We start from the raw sequence: 20,032 nt of genomic DNA, 5'->3' as shown, positions 1-20,032 counted from the left end.
ACCCAGCCCCGGCCAGGCAGCAATTCCAGTCCCGGCCAGGCAGTAATTCCAGCCCCGGCCGGGCAGTAATTCCAGCCCCTCCGGCGCTTGAGGAGCGGGGGCTGGGGCGGAGCCCCAGGGTGGGTCGGGTAGGGGCGGAGGGGGCGAAAGTAGGGGTGGGGTCACCCGGGGCAGGTCAGTCCTGCGGGGCCGGGGGCCGTATTGACGGGTGGGACATCCCCCTCCACACTCCTGCGAAGTCAATCGGTTGTACAGCCGAAACTTTCGGAGGCACCCGCCATGAGAACCTCCCGAACCCGTTCCGCCAGAACCCGCTTCTTACGCCGCCCCTTGCGCCGCCGCGTCGCCGCCCTGTTCGCCGGGGCCGCGACGGTGGCCGCCCTGCTCGCGGCCGGTACGACGGCGCACGCCGCCGGCACCCCGCTGCGCGACCTCGCCGCCGCCAAGGGCAAGGTCATCGGCACCGCCGTCACCGGCTCCAAGCTGACCGGGACCTACGGCGACATCGCCGGGGGCCAGTTCAACTCGCTGACCCCGGGCAACGCGATGAAATGGGGCACCGTCGAGCCCACCCGGGGCGGCTTCGACTGGGCCGAGGCCGACCAGATCGTCGCGTTCGCGCAGGCCCGCAGCCAGCAGGTGCGCGGTCACACCCTGGTGTGGCACAGCCAGAACCCGAGCTGGCTGACCAACGGCACCTGGACGACCGCCGAGCTGAGCGGTCTGCTCCAGGACCACATCACCACCGAAGTCACCCGCTACAAGGGGAAGCTGGCCGCCTGGGACGTGGTCAACGAGCCCTTCAACGAGGACGGCACCTACCGCTCGACCCTCTGGTACAACGGCCTCGGCTCCGACTACATCGCCCAGGCGCTGACCTGGGCGCACGCCGCCGACCCGAGCGCCAAGCTCTACATCAACGACTACAACGTCGAGGGCGTCAACGCCAAGAGCACCGCCCTGTACGACCTGGTCAAGTCCCTGAAGGCGCGCGGTGTCCCGATCGACGGCGTCGGCCTCCAGGCCCATCTCATCCTCGGCCAGGTCCCCGGCTCCCTCCAGCAGAACATCCAGCGCTTCGCCGACCTCGGTGTCGACGTCGCGGTCACGGAGCTGGACATCCGGATGCAACTCCCCTCCGACAGCGCCAAACTGGCCCAGCAGGCCGCCGACTACAAGGCCGTGTTCGACGCCTGTGTCGCCGTGACCCGCTGCCACGGCGTGACCGTCTGGGGCTTCACCGACTCCGACTCCTGGATCCCGGACGTCTTCTCGGGCTACGGCGCGGCGACCCCGTATGACGAGAACTACGCGCCCAAACCGGCGTACGACGCGATCGCGGCCTCGCTCGGCGGGACCACCACGCCGCCGCCCACGGGAGCGTGCACGGCGACGTACAGCGTCCAGAGCCAATGGAACACCGGGTTCACGGGGCAGGTGCGGATCGCGTGCTCCGGGGCCGCGCTCTCCTCGTGGAAGGTGAACTGGACGTACGGCGCGGGCCAGCGGATCACCCAGGCCTGGAACGCGACCTGCACCCAGACCGGCGCGGCGGTGAGCTGCGCCAACGCCTCCTACAACGGGACCGTCCCGAGCGGCGGTTCGGTGACGCTCGGGTTCAACGCGTCCTGGAGCGGGAGCAATCCGGTGCCCACGGTGACGCTGGGCTGAGGTCAGGGCCTGAGTCCGGGCTCAGGGCGGGGCTGAGTCCGGGCTGAGAAGCGTGAGATTCTCCCAAGAAAATCGTTTCGAGCCTCTTTCCCTAACAGTCCCCTAATAATTCGGACTTACGTTCCTCCTCGTGACGGGACACGAGGGCATCGGGGACGGGGACGGGGACGGGGATGGGGTCGAGGTCGGGCCGGTGGGCCGGCGGTCGCGGGTACTCAAGGCCGTCGGCCTCACCCTGGCGGGCCTGCTGGTGCTGGGCGTCGGCACGGCGGGCTGGGCCTACTGGCATCTGAACCAGAACATCAAGAGCGTCGACATCAACAGCGCGCTCGGCGACGACCGCCCGGCGAAGGCGGTGGTGACGCCCTCGGCCCCGGCGTCCGCCTCGGCCTCCCCGCTTCCCGGTGGCGCCCTGAACATCCTGGTCCTCGGCTCCGACTCGCGCAGCGGAAAGGCGAACGCGAAGCTCGGCGGCGGGGACAGCTCGGGTGCCCGTTCCGACACGGCGATGGTCGTGCACATCGACGAGGGGCGCACCCGGGCGACCGTGGTGAGCATCCCCCGGGACACCCTGGTGACCCGGCCCGCCTGCCCCACCTCCTCCGGGGGGACGACGGCGGTGGCCTACAACGCGATGTTCAACAGCGCCTATTCGATCGGCGGCCCGGTCTGCGCGGTGAAGACGGTGGAGTCCCTCACCGATGTCCGCATGGACCACTACATCGAGATCGACTTCTCCGGCTTCGCCGCCCTCGTGGACGCGCTCGGCGGGGTCACGGTCACCACGGACGAGGACATCGACGACGACAAGAGCCATCTGCGTCTCGCCGCGGGCGAGCACCACCTCGACGGCACGAAGGCGCTGGCCCTCGCCCGCACCCGGCACGGCATAGGCGACGGCAGCGACCTGGGCCGCATAAGCCTCCAACAGAAGCTCGTGAAGGCCCTGTTGGGGCAGATCTCGTCGGCCGGTCTGCTCACCGACCCGGCCAAGCTCTACGGCGTCGCGAACGCGGTGACCGGCAGCCTGACGACGGACACCGGGCTGGACTCCCTGGGCGAGCTGACGAAACTCGGCCAGAGCCTGAAGTCCCTCTCCTCCGACGAGGTCACGACGGTGATGATGCCGGTGGTGACGGCTCCCTGGGACCGCAACCGCGTGGTCGCGAACGAGCCGGAGGCGAGTGACCTGTGGGCCTCGCTCAAGTGACCTAACGACTGACGTGACACCCCCGGAGCCGGTCCGCGGGGCTTGAGCTTCGGGGCTCGGGATTCGAGCCTCTTTTGCAGGGAATGGGAGGGAGGTTCAACCCGCCCTCCCTCCCTTGCCGACGGCCGAAGTGCCGTCCGGGCCAGGGGATATGACTTTTCGTGATCGGGTCGCGGCGGAGCGTGGCGGACGTGTAGCGTGCGCCGCGAAAGCATCGACCCCCGTGGGTGTTGGAGCACCGCGCGGGGGTCTGACCACGTTGATCGAAAGAGAGTCGATCCATGGCTGTCACCCAGCCTAGTGCTGCCCCGCGCCCGTCCGCCCATCCCCTCGCCAATCCGGGGTACGGAAAAAGGTCGGCGCCCGACCAAACCCCACGGACGGGTCGCGACTTCGTACATCTGCCCACCCGCGAGGCGTCGATCGCGACGTACATCGACCGGCTCGCCGACGAGTCGGACCTCTCGATCAAGACCCTCGCCAAGCACCTCCCGTACGGCCAGTGCGCCCTCTCCACGGCCCTCAACAACCTTTCCGCGGCAGGGCATTTGCGCAGGGTGCGCCGCCCCGTCACCGTCGACGGCTGCCCCCGCTGGGTCTGGCACACCTTCTTCTCGCGCACCGCGCACGACGACGCCTGGTGGAACGCCCTTCTTGCCGGGGAGACTCCGGTGACCGAGCGGCCCGTGGCGGCGGCGGCGCGATCGACCGCCTACAGCGTGCTGGCCCGGCTCGGCCGGATCGACGCCCGGCTGACCCTGTCGGCGGGGGAGTGCGCGGCACTGGAGGGGGAGGCCGCCGAGTGGTTCGCGCGGGGCGCCGGTGAGCCGCAGCTCGTCCAGGCGCTGACGGCGGGGCTCCCGGAGCGTGTGGCGCACGCCTACGCCTTCGTACGTGCCCGGCTTCTCGCCAAACTGCCCCCGCTGCCCGAGCCGCAGCCACCGGCGCCCCGCTACGAGGTGGTGTGCACGGCGTGCGGGGAACCGGGCGGGGACGGTGGCCAACTGCGGGGCGGGTTGTGCGGGGTGTGCCGGGGCGGGCGGCCCGCCCTCGCGGCCCATGAGGTGCGCGCCCATGTCGGACGGCTGCGTGCCGCTCTTCGTACCGGGACCCGCACGGAGGAAACCGAGAAGGGAGCAGGCACATGACGACCTTGCAGCACGGTCCGCCCGTGACCGGGGCAGGATGGAGGGGAGGAGGCGACGCCATGACCCCCAGCACGTCCGACCGGCCCCAGATGCTCGTCGAGGAGTTCGAGGAGCTCGCTCGTCACGCGCCCGAGTCGGCGCGGCTGGAATTCCTGAACGGGAAGATCGGGGTCAAGCCCATGCCGGACGGCAATCACGGCGAGATCGTCGCCTGGCTCCTCAAGCGGTGCATGCAGCACCGGCCTGAGCTGTTCCTCTATCCGGAGCAAGGGCTGAAGGTCGAGGCCTACCGCAAGGGGCGGGCCAAGCCGGACGGGGTCTTGGCGCCCGAGGAGTACTTCGCCGGGAAGGGCGAGTGGTCCGAGCCCACGGGTGTCCTGATGGTCGTCGAGGTCACCTCGCACGACCGGGACGCCGACCGGCGTGACCGGATCGAGAAGCCCGACGGATACGCGGCCGCCGGAATCCCCGTCTACCTCCTCGTCGACCGGGACACGGACAGCGTCACCGTGCACTGCGACCCCGAGGGCGGCGTCTACCGCTCGCTCACCACCCGGGCGTTCGGAGCGGTGATCGAACTGCCGGATCCGGTCGGGTTCACGCTGGACACGCAGAAGCTCAAGGACTTCGCCGACTGATCCGAATCCCTGGTGTCCCGATTCCCCCGGTTGATCCGTCCGGGCCCGCCCGGGGAAAGAAATCGAAGAAATCCGGGGACGGTGTCGAAGCAGGTGTCTCCCGTTCGACGCACGGGTGAGAGGCAGGGAGAAGCCCCGCCTCCGAGACACGACAGGCGCCACAGACACCACGGGCGTCACGGACACGAGGAGTCACCATGCCCCGCTACCTCTCCCTGGTCCAGATCGACGAGCGCACCGCGCCCGCCGAGGGTCCCAGCCCCGAACTGATGCAGCGGATGGGCGAGCTCATCGAGGAGGTCACCAAGGCCGGCGTCATGCTCCAGACCGAGGGACTGACGCCCAGCGCGCAGGGCAAGCGCGTCCACTACGCGGGCGGGGAGCTGTCCGTCACCGACGGGCCCTTCACCGAGTCCAAGGAGGTCGTCGGCGGCTACGCGATCATGCAGTGCAAGGACATGGCCGAGGCGCTGGAGTGGACCAAGCGGTTCCTCAAGGTGCACGAGGACTTCTGGACGGTCACCTGCGAGGTGCGGGAGATCGCCGAGGGCTGAGCGGCTTCTCGGCCCGAGCGGTCTCCTTGGCCTGACGCCGCCGCGGGTGTCTGATGGTGAACTGTGGAACAGCAGCCCGGAAGAACCCCCGTCGGCGGCGTCGACACGGCCGTCGAGACCATCTTCCGTATCGAGTCCCCCCGCATCATCGCGAGCGTGGCCCGGATCGTCCGTGACGTCGGCATCGCCGAGGAACTCGCCCAGGACGCCCTGGTCGCGGCGCTGGAGCAGTGGCCGCGGGACGGCGTGCCCGACAACCCGGGCGCCTGGCTGACGGCCACGGCCAAGCACCGGGCGATCGACCTCGTACGCCGCCGGGAGCGCTACGCGCGCAAGCTGGAGGAGGTCGGGCGGGACCTCTCGCTGTCGGCTCCGCACCACATCGACGAACCCTCCGATCCGGACGACATCGACGACGACCTGCTGCGCCTGGTCTTCACCGCCTGTCACCCCGTCCTGTCCGCCGAGGCCCGCATCGCGCTGACCCTGCGGCTCCTCGGCGGGCTGACGACGTCCGAGATCGCGCGCGCCTTCCTCGTCCCGGAGCCGACGATCGCCCAGCGCATCGTGCGGGCCAAGCGGACGCTGGCGGCGAAAGGGGTCGCCTTCGAGGTGCCGTACGGTCCTGACCGCGAAGCCCGGCTCGGGTCCGTACTGGAGGTCATCTACCTCGTCTTCAACGAGGGGTACGCGGCCACGGCGGGCGACGACCTGCTCCGGCCCGCGCTGTGCGAGGACGCGCTCCGGCTGGCCCGGCTTCTCGCCGAGCTGATGCCCAAGGAGCCCGAGGTGCACGGGCTCGCCGCCCTGCTGGAACTCCAGGAGTCCCGGGCGGCCGCGCGCACCGGGCCCGGTGGTGAACCGGTCCTGCTCAAGGACCAGAACCGCCGCCGCTGGAACCGGATGCTGATCCGCCGGGGCTTCACCGCGCTGGGCCGAGCCGGCGCCGTCGCCACCGGCAGCCCGGGGCCGTACGTCCTCCAGGCCACCATCGCCGCCTGCCACGCGCAGGCCTACGCCTACGAGGACACGGACTGGCCCCGGATCGCCACCCTGTACGGACTGCTGGCGGCCCGCTCCCCGTCCCCCGTGATCGAACTGAACCGCGCCGTGGCCGTCTCGATGGCCGAGGGCCCGCAGCCCGCGCTCGTCATCGTCGACGGCCTCGCCGGTGAACCCGCCCTGCGCGACTACCACTTGCTGCCGAGCGTGCGCGGCGACCTGCTCGCCCGGCTGGGACGTACGCGGGAGGCACGCACGGAGTTCGAGCGGGCGGCCTCGCTGGCGCGCAACGAGCGGGAGCGGGAGCTGCTGGTGGCGCGGGCCCGTGAGCTGCGGGGTTCGTGAGATTCCCGTTCGGTACCCCCGTTCCCAACGTGATCGGCAAGGGCTTACAGTGACGCCGCTGCCGTACACGGGGAGGACGCCTTCCGTTCACCCGTAGGCCCCCGCGAGGCGTGGTCCGGCAGCCATCGCACCTACCCTGGGGGGTACACCCTTGAAAATTTCCGCGCGCCACAGACTCGTGGCGCTCACCGCGGCGACGGCCCTGGCCGCCGGCACGGCGATCGCCCTGGCACCGGGGGCGTCGGCCGACGTCGCCTGGACGGCGGACAACGGCATTCTCACCGGCGACATGGACGGCGCGGTCTCGCAGCTGTACGAGAACGGCACCGCGCCCGTGATCCGGGTCAAGAACGCCATGAAGCCCGCCTGGTCGCCCGACGGCAGCCGCATGGCCTACGTCAACCAGTCGACCGGACGGGTCAACGTCGTCGGGCACGACTTCGCCGGTTCCGTGGAGCTCCCGGTCAGCACGACCGACACGATCCTCGCCGACGACCCGACCTTCTGGTGGGGCGGCGGCTCGGTCGTGTTCACGCTCAGCGGGCGGCTGCGCATCGCCCCGTCCGACGGCACCCGCTTCCAGCAGCACCTGTTCGCCACCGCGGACGAGGGCTGCGACAGCCAGCCCAGCGGATCTGTCGACGGCAAGCTGGTGTTCATCCGCTCCGGCAGCACGTGCGGCGGCGACAACCGTTACGGCGCCGTGTGGCTGTACGACGGGGCGAACCGCTCCTTCAAGGAGCTGGTGGCAGGCAAGGCCAACGCCCCGGCCATCTCCCCGGACGGCACGAAGGTCGCCTACACGGTCGACGGCAAGCTGTACACGGTCAACGTGGACGGCACCGGGGTGACCCGGTTGCCGGCGGACGAGACGGGCCACATCAGCAAGCCCGCGTGGTCGCCCGACGGCACCCGTCTCGCGTACCAGCTGACGACGACCTCGAACGAGCTGCAGAACCAGGTCCTCGAGCTCTCCACCGGCACAGCCAAGGTCTTCTACAACTCGCCCAGCACCGCCAAGTGGGACCTCGCCTGGCAGCCGCTGCGCAAGAACACCGTCGCCCGGGTCTGGGGTGCCGACGTCTACGGCAGCAACATCGCCGCGTCCCGCTGGACCTGGAACACGGTCGGCCAGAGCGAGCCGGGGCTGATGAACGCCTCGTCCGCCGTGCTGGTCTCCCAGGACAGCCAGTCGTACGCGCTGACCGCCCCCGCCCTCGCGGGCAAGAAGCACGGGCCGGTCCTGCTGACCCCGCGCACCTCGATCCCGACGTCCGTGCAGAAAGAGCTCAAGCGGACCCTCAAGCCGGGTGCGAGCGTCTACCTCGTCGGCGGCACGTCGATCCTGAGCAGCGCCGTCTCGACGAGGGTCACCGCGCTCGGTTTCGTCCCGAAGCGGCTGGCGGGCACCTCCCGCTACTCGACCTCGGTCGCCGTCGCCAAGTCGATCACCAGCGCGCCGACGTACGTCTTCATCGCGACCGGCACCGACTACCACTCGGCGCTCGCCGCCGCGTCGGCCGCGGGCGCGAACGGGACGAGCGGCAAGGCGGTCGTCGTGCTCAACGACGGCAACACGCTGACCTCGTCCGTGAAGTCGTACCTCAACGGCCTCGACCCGCGCGACACGTACATGATCCCGGTCGGCGCCTCGGCGAAGTACGCGCTCACGCACACGCCGTTCTCCCACTGGCCGTCGACGTACACCTACTACCCGGTCACGGCGAGCACCAACGCCGGCACCGCGGCCGCCCTCGCGCGGATGTGGTGGAGCGCGCCGGGCAACGCGGCCCTGGCCTCCACCGACAGCTGGCGCGGTGGCACCTCGGCCGCGGCGGCGATGAACGTGTTCGGCCCGCTGCTGTGGACGGACGCCGCCACCCTGACCGCCGAGTCCAAGTCCTACCTGCTCAAGGGCGCCGCGAACATCAACGTCATCGCCGCCTTCGGCGGCACCGGCTCGGTGTCCGCGGCGGCGCTGAACTCCGCGGGCACGGCGATCAGCGCGAGCAGCGGCCAGTGGACGTACAGGCCCTACTACAACGGTGTCGAGCCGATGGCGGGTTCGTCCACCGTCGCCGGGCCGTCCGCGAGCGCCTCGGCGGTGGGGGCGGGCACGGCGCCGCGGCCCGTCACCGGTCCGGACCTCGGTCCGCTCAGCACCCGCCACCAGCAGTAGGCGGCTTGGCGGGTGCCCCCACCAGCATGGTCGGGGCACCCGCCACCCGGGTCAGGAACACCGTCGCGGAGTGCGGGCCCTGCGGCTTCACCTTGCGCCGCAGTTCCTCCGGCTCGACGGCCGACCCGCGCTTCTTCACGGTCAGGACGCCGACCCCCCGCTCCCGCAGCAGTGCCTTCAACTTCTTCACGTTGAAGGGGAGCCGGTCGGTGATCTCGTACGCGGAGGCGTACGGCGTCGGGCGCAGTTCGTCGGCCGTGACGTAGGCGATCGTCTCGTCGACCAGTCCGCCGTCCAGATCCTCGGCCACCTCGGCGACCAGGTGCGCGCGGATGACGGCGCCGTCCGGCTCGTACAGATAGCGTCCGACGGTCCTGACCGCCGGGTCCGGCAGGCCGCGGCCGCGCAGTTCGCGCGGGCCCGGCAGCAGGGTGGCGCGCACCAGGCCCGGCTCCGTGCCGAACCAGAGCACCGCCTCCTTCACGTCCCCGCCGTCCGAGATCCACTCGGCCTCCGCCTCGGCGGGGACCGCCTCGTGCGGGATCCCGGGGGCGATCTTCAGCGCGGCGACCGGAGCGCGCAGGGCCGCCGCGACCGCCCAGGACAGCGGCGGCGAGTACGCCTCGGGGTCGAAGATCCGGCCCCGGCCGCCCCGGCGCGCCGGGTCCACGAAGACGGCGTCGTACGACGCGGTGTCCACCTGCGTCACGTCCGTCTCGCGCACCTCGATCAGGTCCGTGAGCCCCAGCGCGTCGGCGTTCGCGCGGGCGGCGGCGGCCGTCAGCGGGTCGCGGTCGACGGCCAGGACGCGGATTCCGGCGCGGGCCAGCGCGATGGCGTCGCCGCCGATGCCGCAGCACAGGTCGGCGACGGAGCGGACCCCCAGGGCGCGCAATCGCTCGGCGCGGTGCACGGCCACGGTCGTCCGGGTGGACTGCTCGACCCCGTTCGGGGTGAAGAACATCCGTCCGGCGTCCTCGGCGCCGAACTTCGCCGCCGCCCGCTGCCGCAGCCGTGCCTGGCCGAGGGCCGCCGAGACCAGTTCGGCGGGGTGGTCGCGGCGCAGCCGGGTGGCGACGGCCAGTTCCTGTGCCGGTTCGGTGGCGCGGACCTCGTCGAGCAGGGCGCGGCCCTCTGCGGTGAGGAGCGGGGCGAAGGAGACGTCGTTCACCCGGCCATTGTGGGCCAGTCGGTGGACGGTGTGCTTCCGGCGGCGGTGTCGGGGCCCCGCGGGAGTGGTGGGCTGGGAGGATCCGGCTCCATGCGACCCGTACGACAAAATGACAAAACCGGCGCAAACGGGGCTGCTGCGCGCTGGGGAGTCGGCGCGCTCGCTCCCCCCCTCCGCGCTTCCGGCCGCGCCGGGACCGGCTCGGCCTCCGCCCCCCGGACCGGCGGCGCCGCGCCGGCCCGCGCCCCGCGGGCCGCGTTCCGGGCGGGCCCCGTCCGCGCCCTCGCCGCCCGCGCGGACCGGCTGAGCCCGCCCCGGGCCCGGCGCGCCGGCCAGGGGTACGCGGTCGCGCGCCCGGAGGACCACCCGTGAGGGTGCGGGTGCCGGCCGCCGGGCTGCTCGTGGCGGTACTGCTCAGCGGCTGCGCGCAGTCCGTCGACCCCATCGAACGGCTCGGCAAGAAGGCGGCCCAGCGGGTGCACCCGACGGAGCCGGCGTACCGCCGCTGGGGTCTGGCCACCCCGCTCGCCCCCGCGCCGGACGTGCCCGCGCGGACCACCGCGCGTACCGCGGACACCGGACTGCCGCCCGTCGTGAACCAGGTGCGCACCCGCGACAAGGTGGTCTTCCTGACGTACGACGACGGGGCGGAGCGCGATCCGCGGTTCGCCGACATGGTCCGCGAACTGCGCCTGCCGGTCAGCATGTTCCTCACGGACCGGGTCGCCGGCCCCGGGTACGGGCGCTTCGCCCGGCTGCGCGCGGTCGGCGTGAGCGTCCAGAACCACACCCTCGACCACGCCACCCTGCGTGGTCTGCCCTACGCCGGCCAGCGCGCCGAGATCTGCGGACAGCAGGACAAGCTCACGCGGCGCTTCGGCGTCCGGCCCCGGCTGCTGCGGCCCCCGTACGGCCGGTACGACGACACCACCCTGCGCGCCGCCGCCGACTGCGGGGTCGCCGCGATCGTCCTCGGCAGGACGGCCGACGCGCACCCGCTCCGGCCGGGCGACATCCTCTCCGGCCCCGCCGAACCCGATCTCACGGACGCCACGCTCCGCCTGCTCCGCCGGATCCAGCGCGAGGGCTTCACCCTGGCGCGGCTGGAGAACTACCTCTAGAAGGCACCGACCGGAGAGCTGCCCCTTGGGGGGCGACGGGGATGACGGGGGTGACGGGGGGCGACCCGAGAGTTGCCCGCGGGTAAGCGTCCATTCGGTGCGGTCCGGCACGTTCCGGCCCACGCCACGCCGACTGCCTTTGGCACTCCGCTTGACCGAGTGCTAATCACAGTCATAGTCTCAGTTCTGGCACTCCCCCCTGGAGAGTGCCAATAGCGACGGGCAGATCCGGCACCCGCGACGACGGATCCACCTGGTCGCCACCTCAGACAGTTAACCCCGTGAGATCTCCGAAGGGGGAGGTCGGATCGTGACGACCACCAGCTCCAAGGTTGCCATCAAGCCGCTCGAGGACCGCATTGTGGTCCAGCCGCTCGACGCCGAGCAGACCACGGCCTCCGGCCTGGTCATCCCGGACACCGCCAAGGAGAAGCCCCAGGAGGGCGTCGTCCTGGCCGTGGGCCCGGGCCGCATCGAGGACGGCAAGCGTGTCGAGCTCGACGTCGCCGTCGGCGACATCGTTCTCTACAGCAAGTACGGCGGCACCGAGGTGAAGTACAACGGCGAGGAGTACCTCGTCCTCTCGGCTCGCGACGTGCTCGCGATCATCGAGAAGTAATTCACCTGGTAAGGGAGTCCGGGGTCTTCCCCCGGGCAACCCCGCACCAAGCATTGCAGTGAGCTGCGCCCCTGGCACCCGCGACCATTCACAGCCGGGCGTCGGGGGCGCAGTTCGTTCTCACTTTTTCCGAGAGGGCTGAACCGCTCCTATGGCGAAGATCCTGAAGTTCGACGAGGACGCCCGTCGCGCCCTTGAGCGCGGCGTCAACAAGCTTGCCGACACGGTGAAGGTGACGATCGGCCCCAAGGGTCGCAACGTCGTCATCGACAAGAAGTTCGGCGCTCCCACCATCACCAACGACGGCGTGACCATCGCCCGTGAGGTCGAGGTCGAGGACCCGTTCGAGAACCTCGGCGCCCAGCTGGTGAAGGAGGTGGCGACCAAGACCAACGACATCGCGGGTGACGGTACGACCACCGCCACCGTGCTGGCCCAGGCGCTCGTGCGCGAGGGCCTGAAGAACGTCGCCGCGGGTGCCTCCCCGGCGCTGCTGAAGAAGGGCATCGACGCGGCCGTCAAGGCGGTCTCCGACGAGCTCCTCGCCACCGCGCGCCCGATCGACGAGAAGTCCGACATCGCGGCCGTCGCCGGTCTGTCCGCCCAGGACCCGCAGGTCGGCGAGCTCATCGCCGAGGCGATGGACAAGGTCGGCAAGGACGGTGTCATCACCGTCGAGGAGTCCAACACCTTCGGCCTGGAACTCGACTTCACCGAGGGCATGGCCTTCGACAAGGGCTACCTGTCCCCGTACATGGTGTCCGACCAGGAGCGTATGGAGGCCGTCCTCGACGACCCGTACATCCTCATCCACCAGGGCAAGATCAGCTCCATCCAGGACCTGCTGCCGCTGCTGGAGAAGGTCATCCAGTCGAACGCCTCCAAGCCGCTGCTGATCATCGCCGAGGACGTCGAGGGCGAGGCCCTGTCGACCCTGGTCGTGAACAAGATCCGCGGCACGTTCAACGCCGTCGCCGTGAAGGCCCCCGGCTTCGGTGACCGCCGCAAGGCCATGCTCGGCGACATCGCCACCCTCACCGGTGGTCAGGTCATCGCCGAAGAGGTCGGCCTCAAGCTCGACCAGGTCGGCCTGGACGTGCTCGGCAGCGCCCGCCGCGTGACCGTCACCAAGGACGACACCACGATCGTCGACGGTGCCGGCAGCAGCGACGAGGTCGCCGGCCGCGTCAACCAGATCAAGGCCGAGATCGAGAACACCGACTCCGACTGGGACCGCGAGAAGCTCCAGGAGCGCCTCGCGAAGCTGGCCGGCGGCGTGTGCGTGATCAAGGTCGGCGCCGCCACCGAGGTGGAGCTCAAGGAGAAGAAGCACCGTCTGGAGGACGCCATCTCCGCGACCCGCGCCGCGGTCGAGGAGGGCATCGTCTCCGGTGGTGGCTCCGCGCTCGTCCACGCCGTCAAGGTCCTCGAGGGCAACCTCGGCAAGACCGGCGACGAGGCCACGGGTGTCGCGGTCGTCCGCCGCGCCGCCGTCGAGCCGCTGCGCTGGATCGCCGAGAACTCCGGCCTCGAGGGTTACGTCATCACCTCGAAGGTCGCCGAGCTCGACAAGGGCCAGGGCTTCAACGCCGCCACCGGCGAGTACGGCGACCTGGTCAAGGCCGGCGTCATCGACCCGGTCAAGGTCACCCGTTCCGCCCTGGAGAACGCCGCCTCCATCGCCTCCCTGCTCCTGACGACCGAGACCCTGGTCGTCGAGAAGCCGGCCGAGGAAGAGGCCGACGCCGGCCACGGCGGCCACGGGCACTCCCACTGACGCACAGCGGGAACTCCCTGAGGACGGGGCCGATGCCCCCCGAGGGACGCCGTTCGTCGAACAGCGCTTGACCACTTCGCCCCGCCGCACCGCGGCGGGGCGAAGTGCTGTCCGGGAGCCGCCCGCGGTGGGACCGGGCCCCGTCCCGTGCGGAAAGCCGTGGCCGTCGGCTCGACCCGCGCTACATCCCTCGCTCGTGCTCACGAGCGCAGGTGCAGCCGCGCGGCAGTACGTGAGGTCCCGCCGGACCGGGCTCGTGCGCGTTCCGCGGCCCGGAGCGTCGGCGCGCGGCAGAGGAAGATCCCCCGAACCCCTGTCCGGGGAACGGGCGTCGGCCTGACCCGATCAGGGTGTGCGACGGCCGGCCGAAGCCGTCCGCCCCTGACGGGCCTCGCTCCCGGTGGGCTGTGAGGGCTGTGAGGGCTGTGGAACCCGGTGGGATCAGGTCTCCAGGGCGGCGTCCAGGGCGCCGAGCCCGGCCATCAGGCCCAGCCGGTCGTACTGCCACCAGCCCTCGACGATCTTTCCGTCCTTCCCGCACCGGAAGATGGTCGTGCCGGTCATGGACGCCTGCTTCCCGGACGCGGGCATCCCCATGAAGTCACCTGTGTGCGTGCCGTTCCACGTCCACCTCGTGCAGACGCGGTCGCCCTCGGTGATCTGGTCCTCGACGGTGAACGTGAAGTCGAAGCCGCCGCGCCACATCTCGATCTCGCGCCGTACCGCGTCGAGCCCGATGACGTCCTGCTCGTTGCCGGGATCGTGGTCGTGATAGTTCTCCGCCATCAGTCCGTTGAGCGGCTCCAGCTCACCCGGACCCGACAGCGTCTCGAAGTACGCGCGGATGTTCGCCGCGTAGAGCTGCTCGTCGCGCACGACGTCGAGGTCCGTGAACGTCGGCATGCCGTCGCAGAGCGCCACCATCTCCTGGAAGATCCTCTCGGTCTCCGGAAGGTTCGAGTTGCGCATCGCCTCTTCGTACGACGGGAACTCCACGATCTCCACGAAGTGACTCGCGTCGGAGCGGTCCTTGCCGATGAGGCTGTGCGTCGCGGTCCGTTTCCCCTTGGTTCTTTCGACCCATGTGTCCATCAGCTGGTTCATCTCGTCGAACCGGCTGGTTCTACAGTCGATCAACTGCATGAATGTCATGGCGCCGCCTCCGGCCCCCTGGTCCTGTTGATTCACCCTCGATTTTCCCACCGGAGGGGCGACACCACCCACCGCACGATCATCGCGGACGGCCCGCGATCCGCGCGTTCCACCCGATCCCCTTGCCGGGGGGCGTACTTCACCCGGGCACTACCGCACCCAGGCACTACCGCACCGAGGTGCTACCTCACTGAGGTCCGTACTTCCGCCCGGTCTTCGACGAGATCCCGCCCAGCAGCGCACGCGGCGTCACCTTCACCACGCCCATGAGCACCTTGTAGCGCGGGTCCGGGACCGACAGGGTCTTTCCTCGGGCCAGATCGGCGAGGGCCGCCGCGACCAGCTTGTCGGCGTCCAGCCACATCCAGTTCGGGATGTTGTCCGTGCCCATGCCGGCCCGCTCGTGGAACTCGGTGCGCACGAAGCCCGGAGCCAGAGCCATCAGCCGCACCCCGCTGCCCGCGAGGTCCTTCGCCGCGCCCTGCGTGAACTGCACGACCCACGCCTTCGACGCCCCGTACGTACCCCGCGGCACGAACGCCGCGACCGACGCCACGTTGACGACGCCGCCCCGGCCGCGCTCCCGCATCGCCTCGGTCGCCGCCGACGTCAGCCGGAGCACCGCCTCGCAGTGCACCTTGAGCATCTTCAGCTCGTCCGCCATCGACACGTCCAGATAGCGGCCCTTGTTGCCGAAGCCGGCGTTGTTGACCAGCAGGTCGACCGGGTTCTTGAGGTCGGACAGACGGGCGGCGACCTCCTCGATGCCCTCGTCCGTCGCCAGGTCCGCGGTGAGCACCTCCGCCTCGATGCCGTGCCGGTCGTGCAGCTCGGTCGCCTGTTCGCGCAGCCGCTTCGTGTCCCGCGCCACCAGCACGAGGTTGTGCCCGTCCGCCGCGAGCCGCCGCGCGAAGGCGGCACCGATCCCCGCGGTCGATCCCGTAATCAGAGCCGTTGTCATGGCGCAAGGGTAGTGACCGGCCGGGAGCCCCGCCCCCGGTGCCGCCGACCGCCGGTGCCCCCGGCGCCGCCGGCCGTCCGCCCGCGCTCCGTACGTACCCCGCACCAGGCCCCGCACGCGCGGGCACACCGTGGACACGGCCCGGACACCGCCGCGGACGGTGCCCGGGCCGCGCCCTTATCCGCCGTGCTTCGCCACGTACTCCCGCGCCGCCGCCAGCGACTCCGGGTGCAGGGCCTCGCCCGCCGCCAACAGCCTCGGCAGCAGCTTCCGTTCGGTCGTCGAGGCGCGGAACTGGAGGGCGACGGTGACGTCGTGGACGGGCCGGTGCACGATCTCGACCGGGTCCCCGGAGCGGATCTCGCCGGGCTCGATCACCCGCAGGTACGCGCCCGGCGCGCCCCGGTGCGTGAACCGTCTGACCCAGCCCTTCTCACCGAGGTGCTCCTGGAAGGTGCGGCACGGGATGCGCCCGCAGGTGACCTCCAGGACGAGGCCGGAACCCATCCGCCAGCGCTCACCGATCAGCGCGCCGGACACGCCGAGCCCCAGCGTCGTGAGGTTCTCGCCGAACCCGCCGTTCGGCAGCGTCCGGCCCAGCTCGCGCTCCCAGTCGTCGAGGTCCTCGCGCGCCACCGCGTACACCGCCTGGTCGTCACCGCCGTGATGGCGCAGGTGGCACACGGTGTCCCCGGCCAGCCCGCTTCCGCCGGTCCCCTTGGGCCCCGGCGCCGTCACGCGGACCGGACCGTCGACCGGCCGCTTGTCGATGCCGGTCACGCCCTCCGGCTGGTCCGTGTACGGGACGGCCCGTGCCCGGCCCAGGTTCACTGACAGAAGCTTCATGCCATCAAGCTAGGCGATACAGGTCAAAGCGTCGACGTGATATTCGGCGCCGCACCCAAGACGCGCTTATGCTCGAAGGGTGATCGAGGCTCGTCATCTCCGCGTCCTGCGCGCCGTCGCCACCACCGGGTCCTTCTCGGCGGCGGGCCGTGAGCTGGGCTGCACCCAGCCCGCCGTCAGCCAGCAGATGAAGGCCCTGGAGTCCTCCGTGGGCACCCCGCTGCTCGTCAGGACGGGCCGCGAGATGCGCCTCACCCAGGCAGGTGAGGCTCTGGTCAAGCACGCGGCGAGCATCCTGGCCGGCCTCACGGCGGCGGAGGAGGAGGTCGCCGCGATCGCCGGGCTGCGGGCGGGCCGCGTCCGGCTGGTCTCCTTCCCCAGCGGCAGTTCCACCCTCGTTCCCACGGCCCTCGCCGCGCTGCGCGCGGCCCACCCGGGCACCCGTGTCTCCCTGGAGGAGGCCGAACCGCCCGAGTCCGTCGAGAAGCTCAGGGCCGGTGACTGCGACATCGCGCTCGCCTTCCGCTACGAGAGCGCTCCGGGCGCCGAGGAATGGGACGACCTCGTCGTACGGCCCCTGCTGACGGACCGGCTCGTCGGCCTGGTGCCCGAGCGGCACCCGCTCGCGCGCGCGGGGTCCGTCGCGATCGGCGAGTTCGCCGGTGAGTCGTGGATCGCGGGCTGCCCGCGCTGCCGCGGCCAGCTCGTCGAGGTCTGCCGCGGTGCCGGTTTCGAGCCCCGCATCGACTTCGCCACCGACGACTATCCGGCGGTGGTGGGGCTGGTGGGCGCGGGACTCGGCGTCGCCGTCCTGCCGGAACTCGCGATCGAGTCCGTACGTCCGAAGGGGGCCCGGACCGTGACGGTGGAGCCCGCGGTGCGCCGTGAGATCGTCGCCCTCACCCTCCCCGACCTCGCCGAGGTGCCGGCGGTGGCCGCGACGCTGGACCGGCTGGCACGGGCGGCGGCCCGCTAGCGGTTCGCCCGCCGGGGAGCCGGCCGTCACGGACGGGCTCGACTCCTGCTGTGTTTCCCCGCACGCCCCGTGTTCCCCGCGTGCGCCGTGCGCGTCTCCTCGTACGCGTCTCCGGTTTGTGCGCACGGGCCCGTACGTACCCCTGTACCTCCGACCTGTACGTACGTACTCAGCTCGTACGCGCCTTCAGGACAGAAACGTTCCTTCAGGTGTTCGAGGCGGAGGTGTTCCCTGTGGCCGCCGCCGAGACCAGTCGGTTGCGTGCCCGTCCCATGAGCTCTTCGCGCTCGTCCTCGGTCAGTCCGCCCCATACGCCGTACGGTTCGCGCACCGCGAGCGCGTGTGCCGCGCACTCCGCGCGTACCGGACATCTCATGCAGACCTCTTTGGCCGAGTTCTCACGAGCGCTCCGTGCCGCACCACGCTCGCCCTCAGGGTGGAAGAAGAGCGAGCTGTCGACCCCTCGGCAGGCCGCGAGGAGCTGCCAGTCCCAGAGGTCCGCGTTCGGACCGGGAAGGCGGGAGAAATCTGCCATTGCATGTCCCCTTGCTGCCGTTCTGGGCTGCTCTGTGCCCACCGACCGTACATCTACGATCTAAGGAGATGAAAATATGACTCATTGCGAATCTAGTCTCAGACACCAGCAAATGGGAAGAAAACAGGCTGAATGGGGCATGGGTTGTGATGAAACGTTGAGGGTCGGCGCGCATGTCTCCACCGTGTCCGCGCCCTCACGTACAGTGCCGATGACGGCCGGCTGCCCCGTAACTCTTTCGAGTGACCATCGTTGAGATGGCTGAGGCGGTTGAAGGAACAAGCGCTCGGGTAGGCGGTCATATCCGCCTGCGAGTGGCGACCGCACAGGTGACGATTCGTAACAGCCTGGAGGCTCAAGGTGACGCGCATCAGCTGCGGAGGACGGTCATGACATCCGTCCTCGTCTGCGACGACTCCCCGCTTGCCCGAGAGGCGCTCCGCCGCGCGGTCGCGACCGTGCCCGGTGTCGAGCGCGTGACGACGGCGGCCAACGGCGAGGAAGTCCTCCGCCGCTGGGGAGCCGACCGTTCGGATTTGATTCTGATGGACGTACGTATGCCCGGATTGGGCGGCGTGGAGACGGTGAGGCGGCTGCTGTCCGCCGACCCCGGTGCGCGCATCATCATGCTCACCGTCGCCGAGGACCTGGACGGTGTGGCGCTCGCCGTCGCCGCCGGCGCCCGCGGCTATCTCCACAAGGACGCCTCACGGGCGGAACTGCGCGCCACGGTGACCCAGGCGCTCGCCGACCCGACGTGGCGGCTCGCGCCGCGCAGACTGCGTTCGGCGGAGATGGGCGCCGCGCCCACGCTCACCGCGCGGGAGATCCAGGTGCTCGAAGGAATGAGCCACGGACGCTCCAACGCGGAGATCGGCCGTGAGCTGTTCCTCTCCGAGGACACGGTCAAGACCCACGCACGGCGGCTCTTCAAGAAGCTCGGCGCCTCGGACCGGGCGCACGCGGTCGCGCTCGGATTCCGGTGGGGCCTGGTTCGCTGAGGGCTGGCCCGTGGTCCGGGGTGGATCGGCGCGCGCCGTCCGACGCGCCGCGTCGCAGGGCGAAGGGCCGTCCTCGTACGAGGCGTGTCCGCGCGGTCCGGTGACGCGGCGAGGTGCGTTCGCCGTCGTCGCGCGCCCGCCGGGGACCACGGAACAGCCCTTGGGCGAACCGCCTCGCGGGTGCGACGGCAGCGGTCCCTGCCCGCCGGACGGCGGGTGGGGCAGGGGCCTCGGAGAGAGCCTCCTCGGTGTCCGGACTCCGTTTCCCGGCGGATGCCGCATCCTTGAGGTGTGGAGTTCCTTGGGGACAAGTCGGTCGAGCGGAAGGGGAGGGCGCAGGAGATGAGTTCCGGCGCACCTGCTCATAACGCTTCGGTGCACAACTATGGACGCGGTGCCACGGACAGGACGACGCCGAGGCACCATGGACCGATGCGTGAAGACGAGACGACGGGGATCGGTGCGCTCGTCCTTCGCGCGGTCGACGGCGACGAACAGGCCACGCACGACCTGCTCGCCCACGTACACCCGCTCGCGCTGCGTTACTGCCGCGCCCGTCTGTCCCGGCTCCCGGGGGACGCGCGGCACTTCGTGGAGGACCTGGCGCAGGAGGTCTGTGTCGCGGTGCTCCTCGCGCTGCCGCGCTACAAGGACACCGGGCGCCCGTTCGAGGCGTTTGTGTTCGCGATCGCCGCGCACAAGGTCGCCGACCTCCAGCGTGCCGCGATGCGCCACCCGGGGTCCACGGTCGTCCCGTCCGACGAGATGCCGGAGCGGCCCGACGACTCCCTCGGCCCCGAGGAGCGCGCGCTGCTCAGCAGCGATGCCGAATGGGCGAAGAAACTCATGGCCAACCTCCCCGAGAACCAGCGCGAGCTGCTCCTTCTGCGCATCGCGGTGGGCCTCACGGCGGAGGAGACCGGCCAGATGCTGGGCATGTCACCGGGTGCCGTCCGGGTGGCCCAGCACCGTGCGCTCAGCCGGCTGCGGGCACTGGCGGAGCAGTAGGGATCCGGGTCCGGCCACGGTGACGCCGTGGCCGGGGTGGCGCGGTCCCGCCGTGTCCGGCGCACCCGTCGCGTCTCTGCCGGCAGGGCACGTTCCGGTGATACCGGTCACCGCGGTC

18 protein-coding genes are annotated in these 20,032 nt (G+C 70.9%); 13 read left to right on the top strand and 5 right to left on the bottom strand.

Annotated elements, in window-relative coordinates; all coding sequences use genetic code 11:
• The first annotated feature begins 330 nt into the window (after positions 1-330).
• From ACFYW9_RS05735 to ACFYW9_RS05705, 7 genes are all read left to right on the top strand, one after another.
• Complete coding sequence (locus tag ACFYW9_RS05735; RefSeq protein ID WP_389145261.1) at positions 331-1,671, top strand: endo-1,4-beta-xylanase; 1,341 nt, start codon at positions 331-333, stop codon at positions 1,669-1,671.
• Positions 1,672-1,819: 148 nt separating this feature from the next.
• Entirely contained in the window at positions 1,820-2,881 is a 1,062-nt protein-coding gene (locus tag ACFYW9_RS05730) for an LCP family protein (protein WP_389145777.1), read from the top strand.
• 281 nt (positions 2,882-3,162) lie between these two features.
• Positions 3,163-4,029 (top strand): hypothetical protein, encoded by an 867-nt coding sequence (locus tag ACFYW9_RS05725; protein WP_389145258.1) that lies wholly within the window; start codon positions 3,163-3,165, stop codon positions 4,027-4,029.
• A gap of 59 nt (positions 4,030-4,088) precedes the next feature.
• A complete protein-coding gene (locus ACFYW9_RS05720; RefSeq protein ID WP_389145255.1) occupies positions 4,089-4,667 on the top strand; it encodes a Uma2 family endonuclease in 579 nt (192 codons plus the stop codon).
• A 197-nt stretch (positions 4,668-4,864) separates the two neighbouring features.
• A complete protein-coding gene (locus tag ACFYW9_RS05715; protein WP_351872121.1) occupies positions 4,865-5,221 on the top strand; it encodes a YciI family protein in 357 nt (118 codons plus the stop codon).
• A gap of 63 nt (positions 5,222-5,284) precedes the next feature.
• Entirely contained in the window at positions 5,285-6,568 is a 1,284-nt protein-coding gene (locus ACFYW9_RS05710) for an RNA polymerase sigma factor (protein ID WP_389145250.1), read from the top strand.
• A 151-nt stretch (positions 6,569-6,719) separates the two neighbouring features.
• Positions 6,720-8,747 (top strand): cell wall-binding repeat-containing protein, encoded by a 2,028-nt coding sequence (locus tag ACFYW9_RS05705; RefSeq protein ID WP_389145247.1) that lies wholly within the window; start codon positions 6,720-6,722, stop codon positions 8,745-8,747.
• Here ACFYW9_RS05705 and ACFYW9_RS05700 read toward each other — a convergent pair.
• On the bottom strand, positions 8,725-9,918 hold the full coding sequence (locus tag ACFYW9_RS05700; RefSeq protein ID WP_389145244.1) for a methyltransferase domain-containing protein: 1,194 nt from the start codon (positions 9,916-9,918) through the stop codon (positions 8,725-8,727). The genes ACFYW9_RS05705 and ACFYW9_RS05700 overlap by 23 nt on opposite strands.
• Positions 9,919-10,286: 368 nt before the next feature.
• Here ACFYW9_RS05700 and ACFYW9_RS05695 point away from each other — a divergent pair, with 368 nt between their 5' ends.
• From ACFYW9_RS05695 to groL, 3 genes are all read left to right on the top strand, one after another.
• On the top strand, positions 10,287-11,039 hold the full coding sequence (locus tag ACFYW9_RS05695) for a polysaccharide deacetylase family protein (protein WP_389145241.1): 753 nt from the start codon (positions 10,287-10,289) through the stop codon (positions 11,037-11,039).
• 310 nt (positions 11,040-11,349) lie between these two features.
• On the top strand, positions 11,350-11,658 hold the full coding sequence (groES, locus tag ACFYW9_RS05690) for a co-chaperone GroES (RefSeq protein ID WP_266761820.1): 309 nt from the start codon (positions 11,350-11,352) through the stop codon (positions 11,656-11,658).
• A 151-nt stretch (positions 11,659-11,809) separates the two neighbouring features.
• Positions 11,810-13,435, top strand: coding sequence for a chaperonin GroEL (gene groL / locus ACFYW9_RS05685; RefSeq protein ID WP_389145237.1), 1,626 nt, complete (start codon positions 11,810-11,812; stop codon positions 13,433-13,435).
• 441 nt (positions 13,436-13,876) lie between these two features.
• Here groL and ACFYW9_RS05680 read toward each other — a convergent pair whose 3' ends face one another.
• From ACFYW9_RS05680 to ACFYW9_RS05670, 3 genes are all read right to left on the bottom strand, one after another.
• Positions 13,877-14,587 (bottom strand): ester cyclase, encoded by a 711-nt coding sequence (locus ACFYW9_RS05680; RefSeq protein ID WP_389145233.1) that lies wholly within the window; start codon positions 14,585-14,587, stop codon positions 13,877-13,879.
• A gap of 187 nt (positions 14,588-14,774) precedes the next feature.
• The gene (locus tag ACFYW9_RS05675) at positions 14,775-15,548 is read right to left on the bottom strand and encodes an SDR family NAD(P)-dependent oxidoreductase (protein WP_389145230.1); all 774 of its coding nucleotides are present in this window, start codon (positions 15,546-15,548) and stop codon (positions 14,775-14,777) included.
• Positions 15,549-15,725: 177 nt separating this feature from the next.
• On the bottom strand, positions 15,726-16,394 hold the full coding sequence (locus ACFYW9_RS05670; protein ID WP_389145227.1) for an MOSC domain-containing protein: 669 nt from the start codon (positions 16,392-16,394) through the stop codon (positions 15,726-15,728).
• A gap of 79 nt (positions 16,395-16,473) precedes the next feature.
• Here ACFYW9_RS05670 and ACFYW9_RS05665 point away from each other — a divergent pair, with 79 nt between their 5' ends.
• Positions 16,474-17,370, top strand: coding sequence for a LysR family transcriptional regulator (locus ACFYW9_RS05665; RefSeq protein ID WP_351872027.1), 897 nt, complete (start codon positions 16,474-16,476; stop codon positions 17,368-17,370).
• Positions 17,371-17,575: 205 nt separating this feature from the next.
• On the opposite strand, the gene ACFYW9_RS05660 is transcribed toward ACFYW9_RS05665, so the two are convergent.
• Positions 17,576-17,905 carry a WhiB family transcriptional regulator gene (locus ACFYW9_RS05660; protein WP_351872025.1) on the bottom strand — a complete coding sequence of 110 codons (330 nt, stop codon included), beginning with the start codon at positions 17,903-17,905 and terminating at the stop codon, positions 17,576-17,578.
• A gap of 389 nt (positions 17,906-18,294) precedes the next feature.
• On the opposite strand from ACFYW9_RS05660, the gene ACFYW9_RS05655 reads away from it, so the two are divergent.
• The gene (locus tag ACFYW9_RS05655; RefSeq protein WP_003948568.1) at positions 18,295-18,906 is read left to right on the top strand and encodes a response regulator transcription factor; all 612 of its coding nucleotides are present in this window, start codon (positions 18,295-18,297) and stop codon (positions 18,904-18,906) included.
• Between the two features lie 432 nt (positions 18,907-19,338).
• Positions 19,339-19,914, top strand: a complete 576-nt coding sequence (locus tag ACFYW9_RS05650; protein WP_326785994.1) for a sigma-70 family RNA polymerase sigma factor — start codon at positions 19,339-19,341, stop codon at positions 19,912-19,914.
• Positions 19,915-20,032: the final 118 nt, after the last annotated feature.

It is taken from the genome of Streptomyces sp. NPDC002698 (assembly GCF_042888945.1).
Classification (GTDB): Bacteria; Actinomycetota; Actinomycetes; order Streptomycetales; family Streptomycetaceae; genus Streptomyces.
The sequence above is the reverse complement of the archived record's forward strand: the minus strand, read 5'-3'. Positions and strand labels throughout refer to the sequence as shown.

Bases quoted from the DNA above. Each gene is read 5' to 3' on its own strand.
- ACFYW9_RS05715 (WP_351872121.1), top strand. From the start codon at position 4,865: ATGCCCCGCTACCTCTCCCTGGTCCAGATCGACGAGCGCACCGCGCCC.
- ACFYW9_RS05650 (WP_326785994.1), top strand. From the start codon at position 19,339: ATGCGTGAAGACGAGACGACGGGGATCGGTGCGCTCGTCCTTCGCGCG.
- ACFYW9_RS05675 (WP_389145230.1), bottom strand. From the start codon at position 15,548: ATGACAACGGCTCTGATTACGGGATCGACCGCGGGGATCGGTGCCGCC.
- groL (WP_389145237.1), top strand. From the start codon at position 11,810: ATGGCGAAGATCCTGAAGTTCGACGAGGACGCCCGTCGCGCCCTTGAG.
- ACFYW9_RS05680 (WP_389145233.1), bottom strand. From the start codon at position 14,587: ATGACATTCATGCAGTTGATCGACTGTAGAACCAGCCGGTTCGACGAG.
- ACFYW9_RS05720 (WP_389145255.1), top strand. From the start codon at position 4,089: ATGACCCCCAGCACGTCCGACCGGCCCCAGATGCTCGTCGAGGAGTTC.
- ACFYW9_RS05655 (WP_003948568.1), top strand. From the start codon at position 18,295: ATGACATCCGTCCTCGTCTGCGACGACTCCCCGCTTGCCCGAGAGGCG.
- ACFYW9_RS05660 (WP_351872025.1), bottom strand. From the start codon at position 17,905: ATGGCAGATTTCTCCCGCCTTCCCGGTCCGAACGCGGACCTCTGGGAC.
- ACFYW9_RS05725 (WP_389145258.1), top strand. From the start codon at position 3,163: ATGGCTGTCACCCAGCCTAGTGCTGCCCCGCGCCCGTCCGCCCATCCC.
- ACFYW9_RS05670 (WP_389145227.1), bottom strand. From the start codon at position 16,394: ATGAAGCTTCTGTCAGTGAACCTGGGCCGGGCACGGGCCGTCCCGTAC.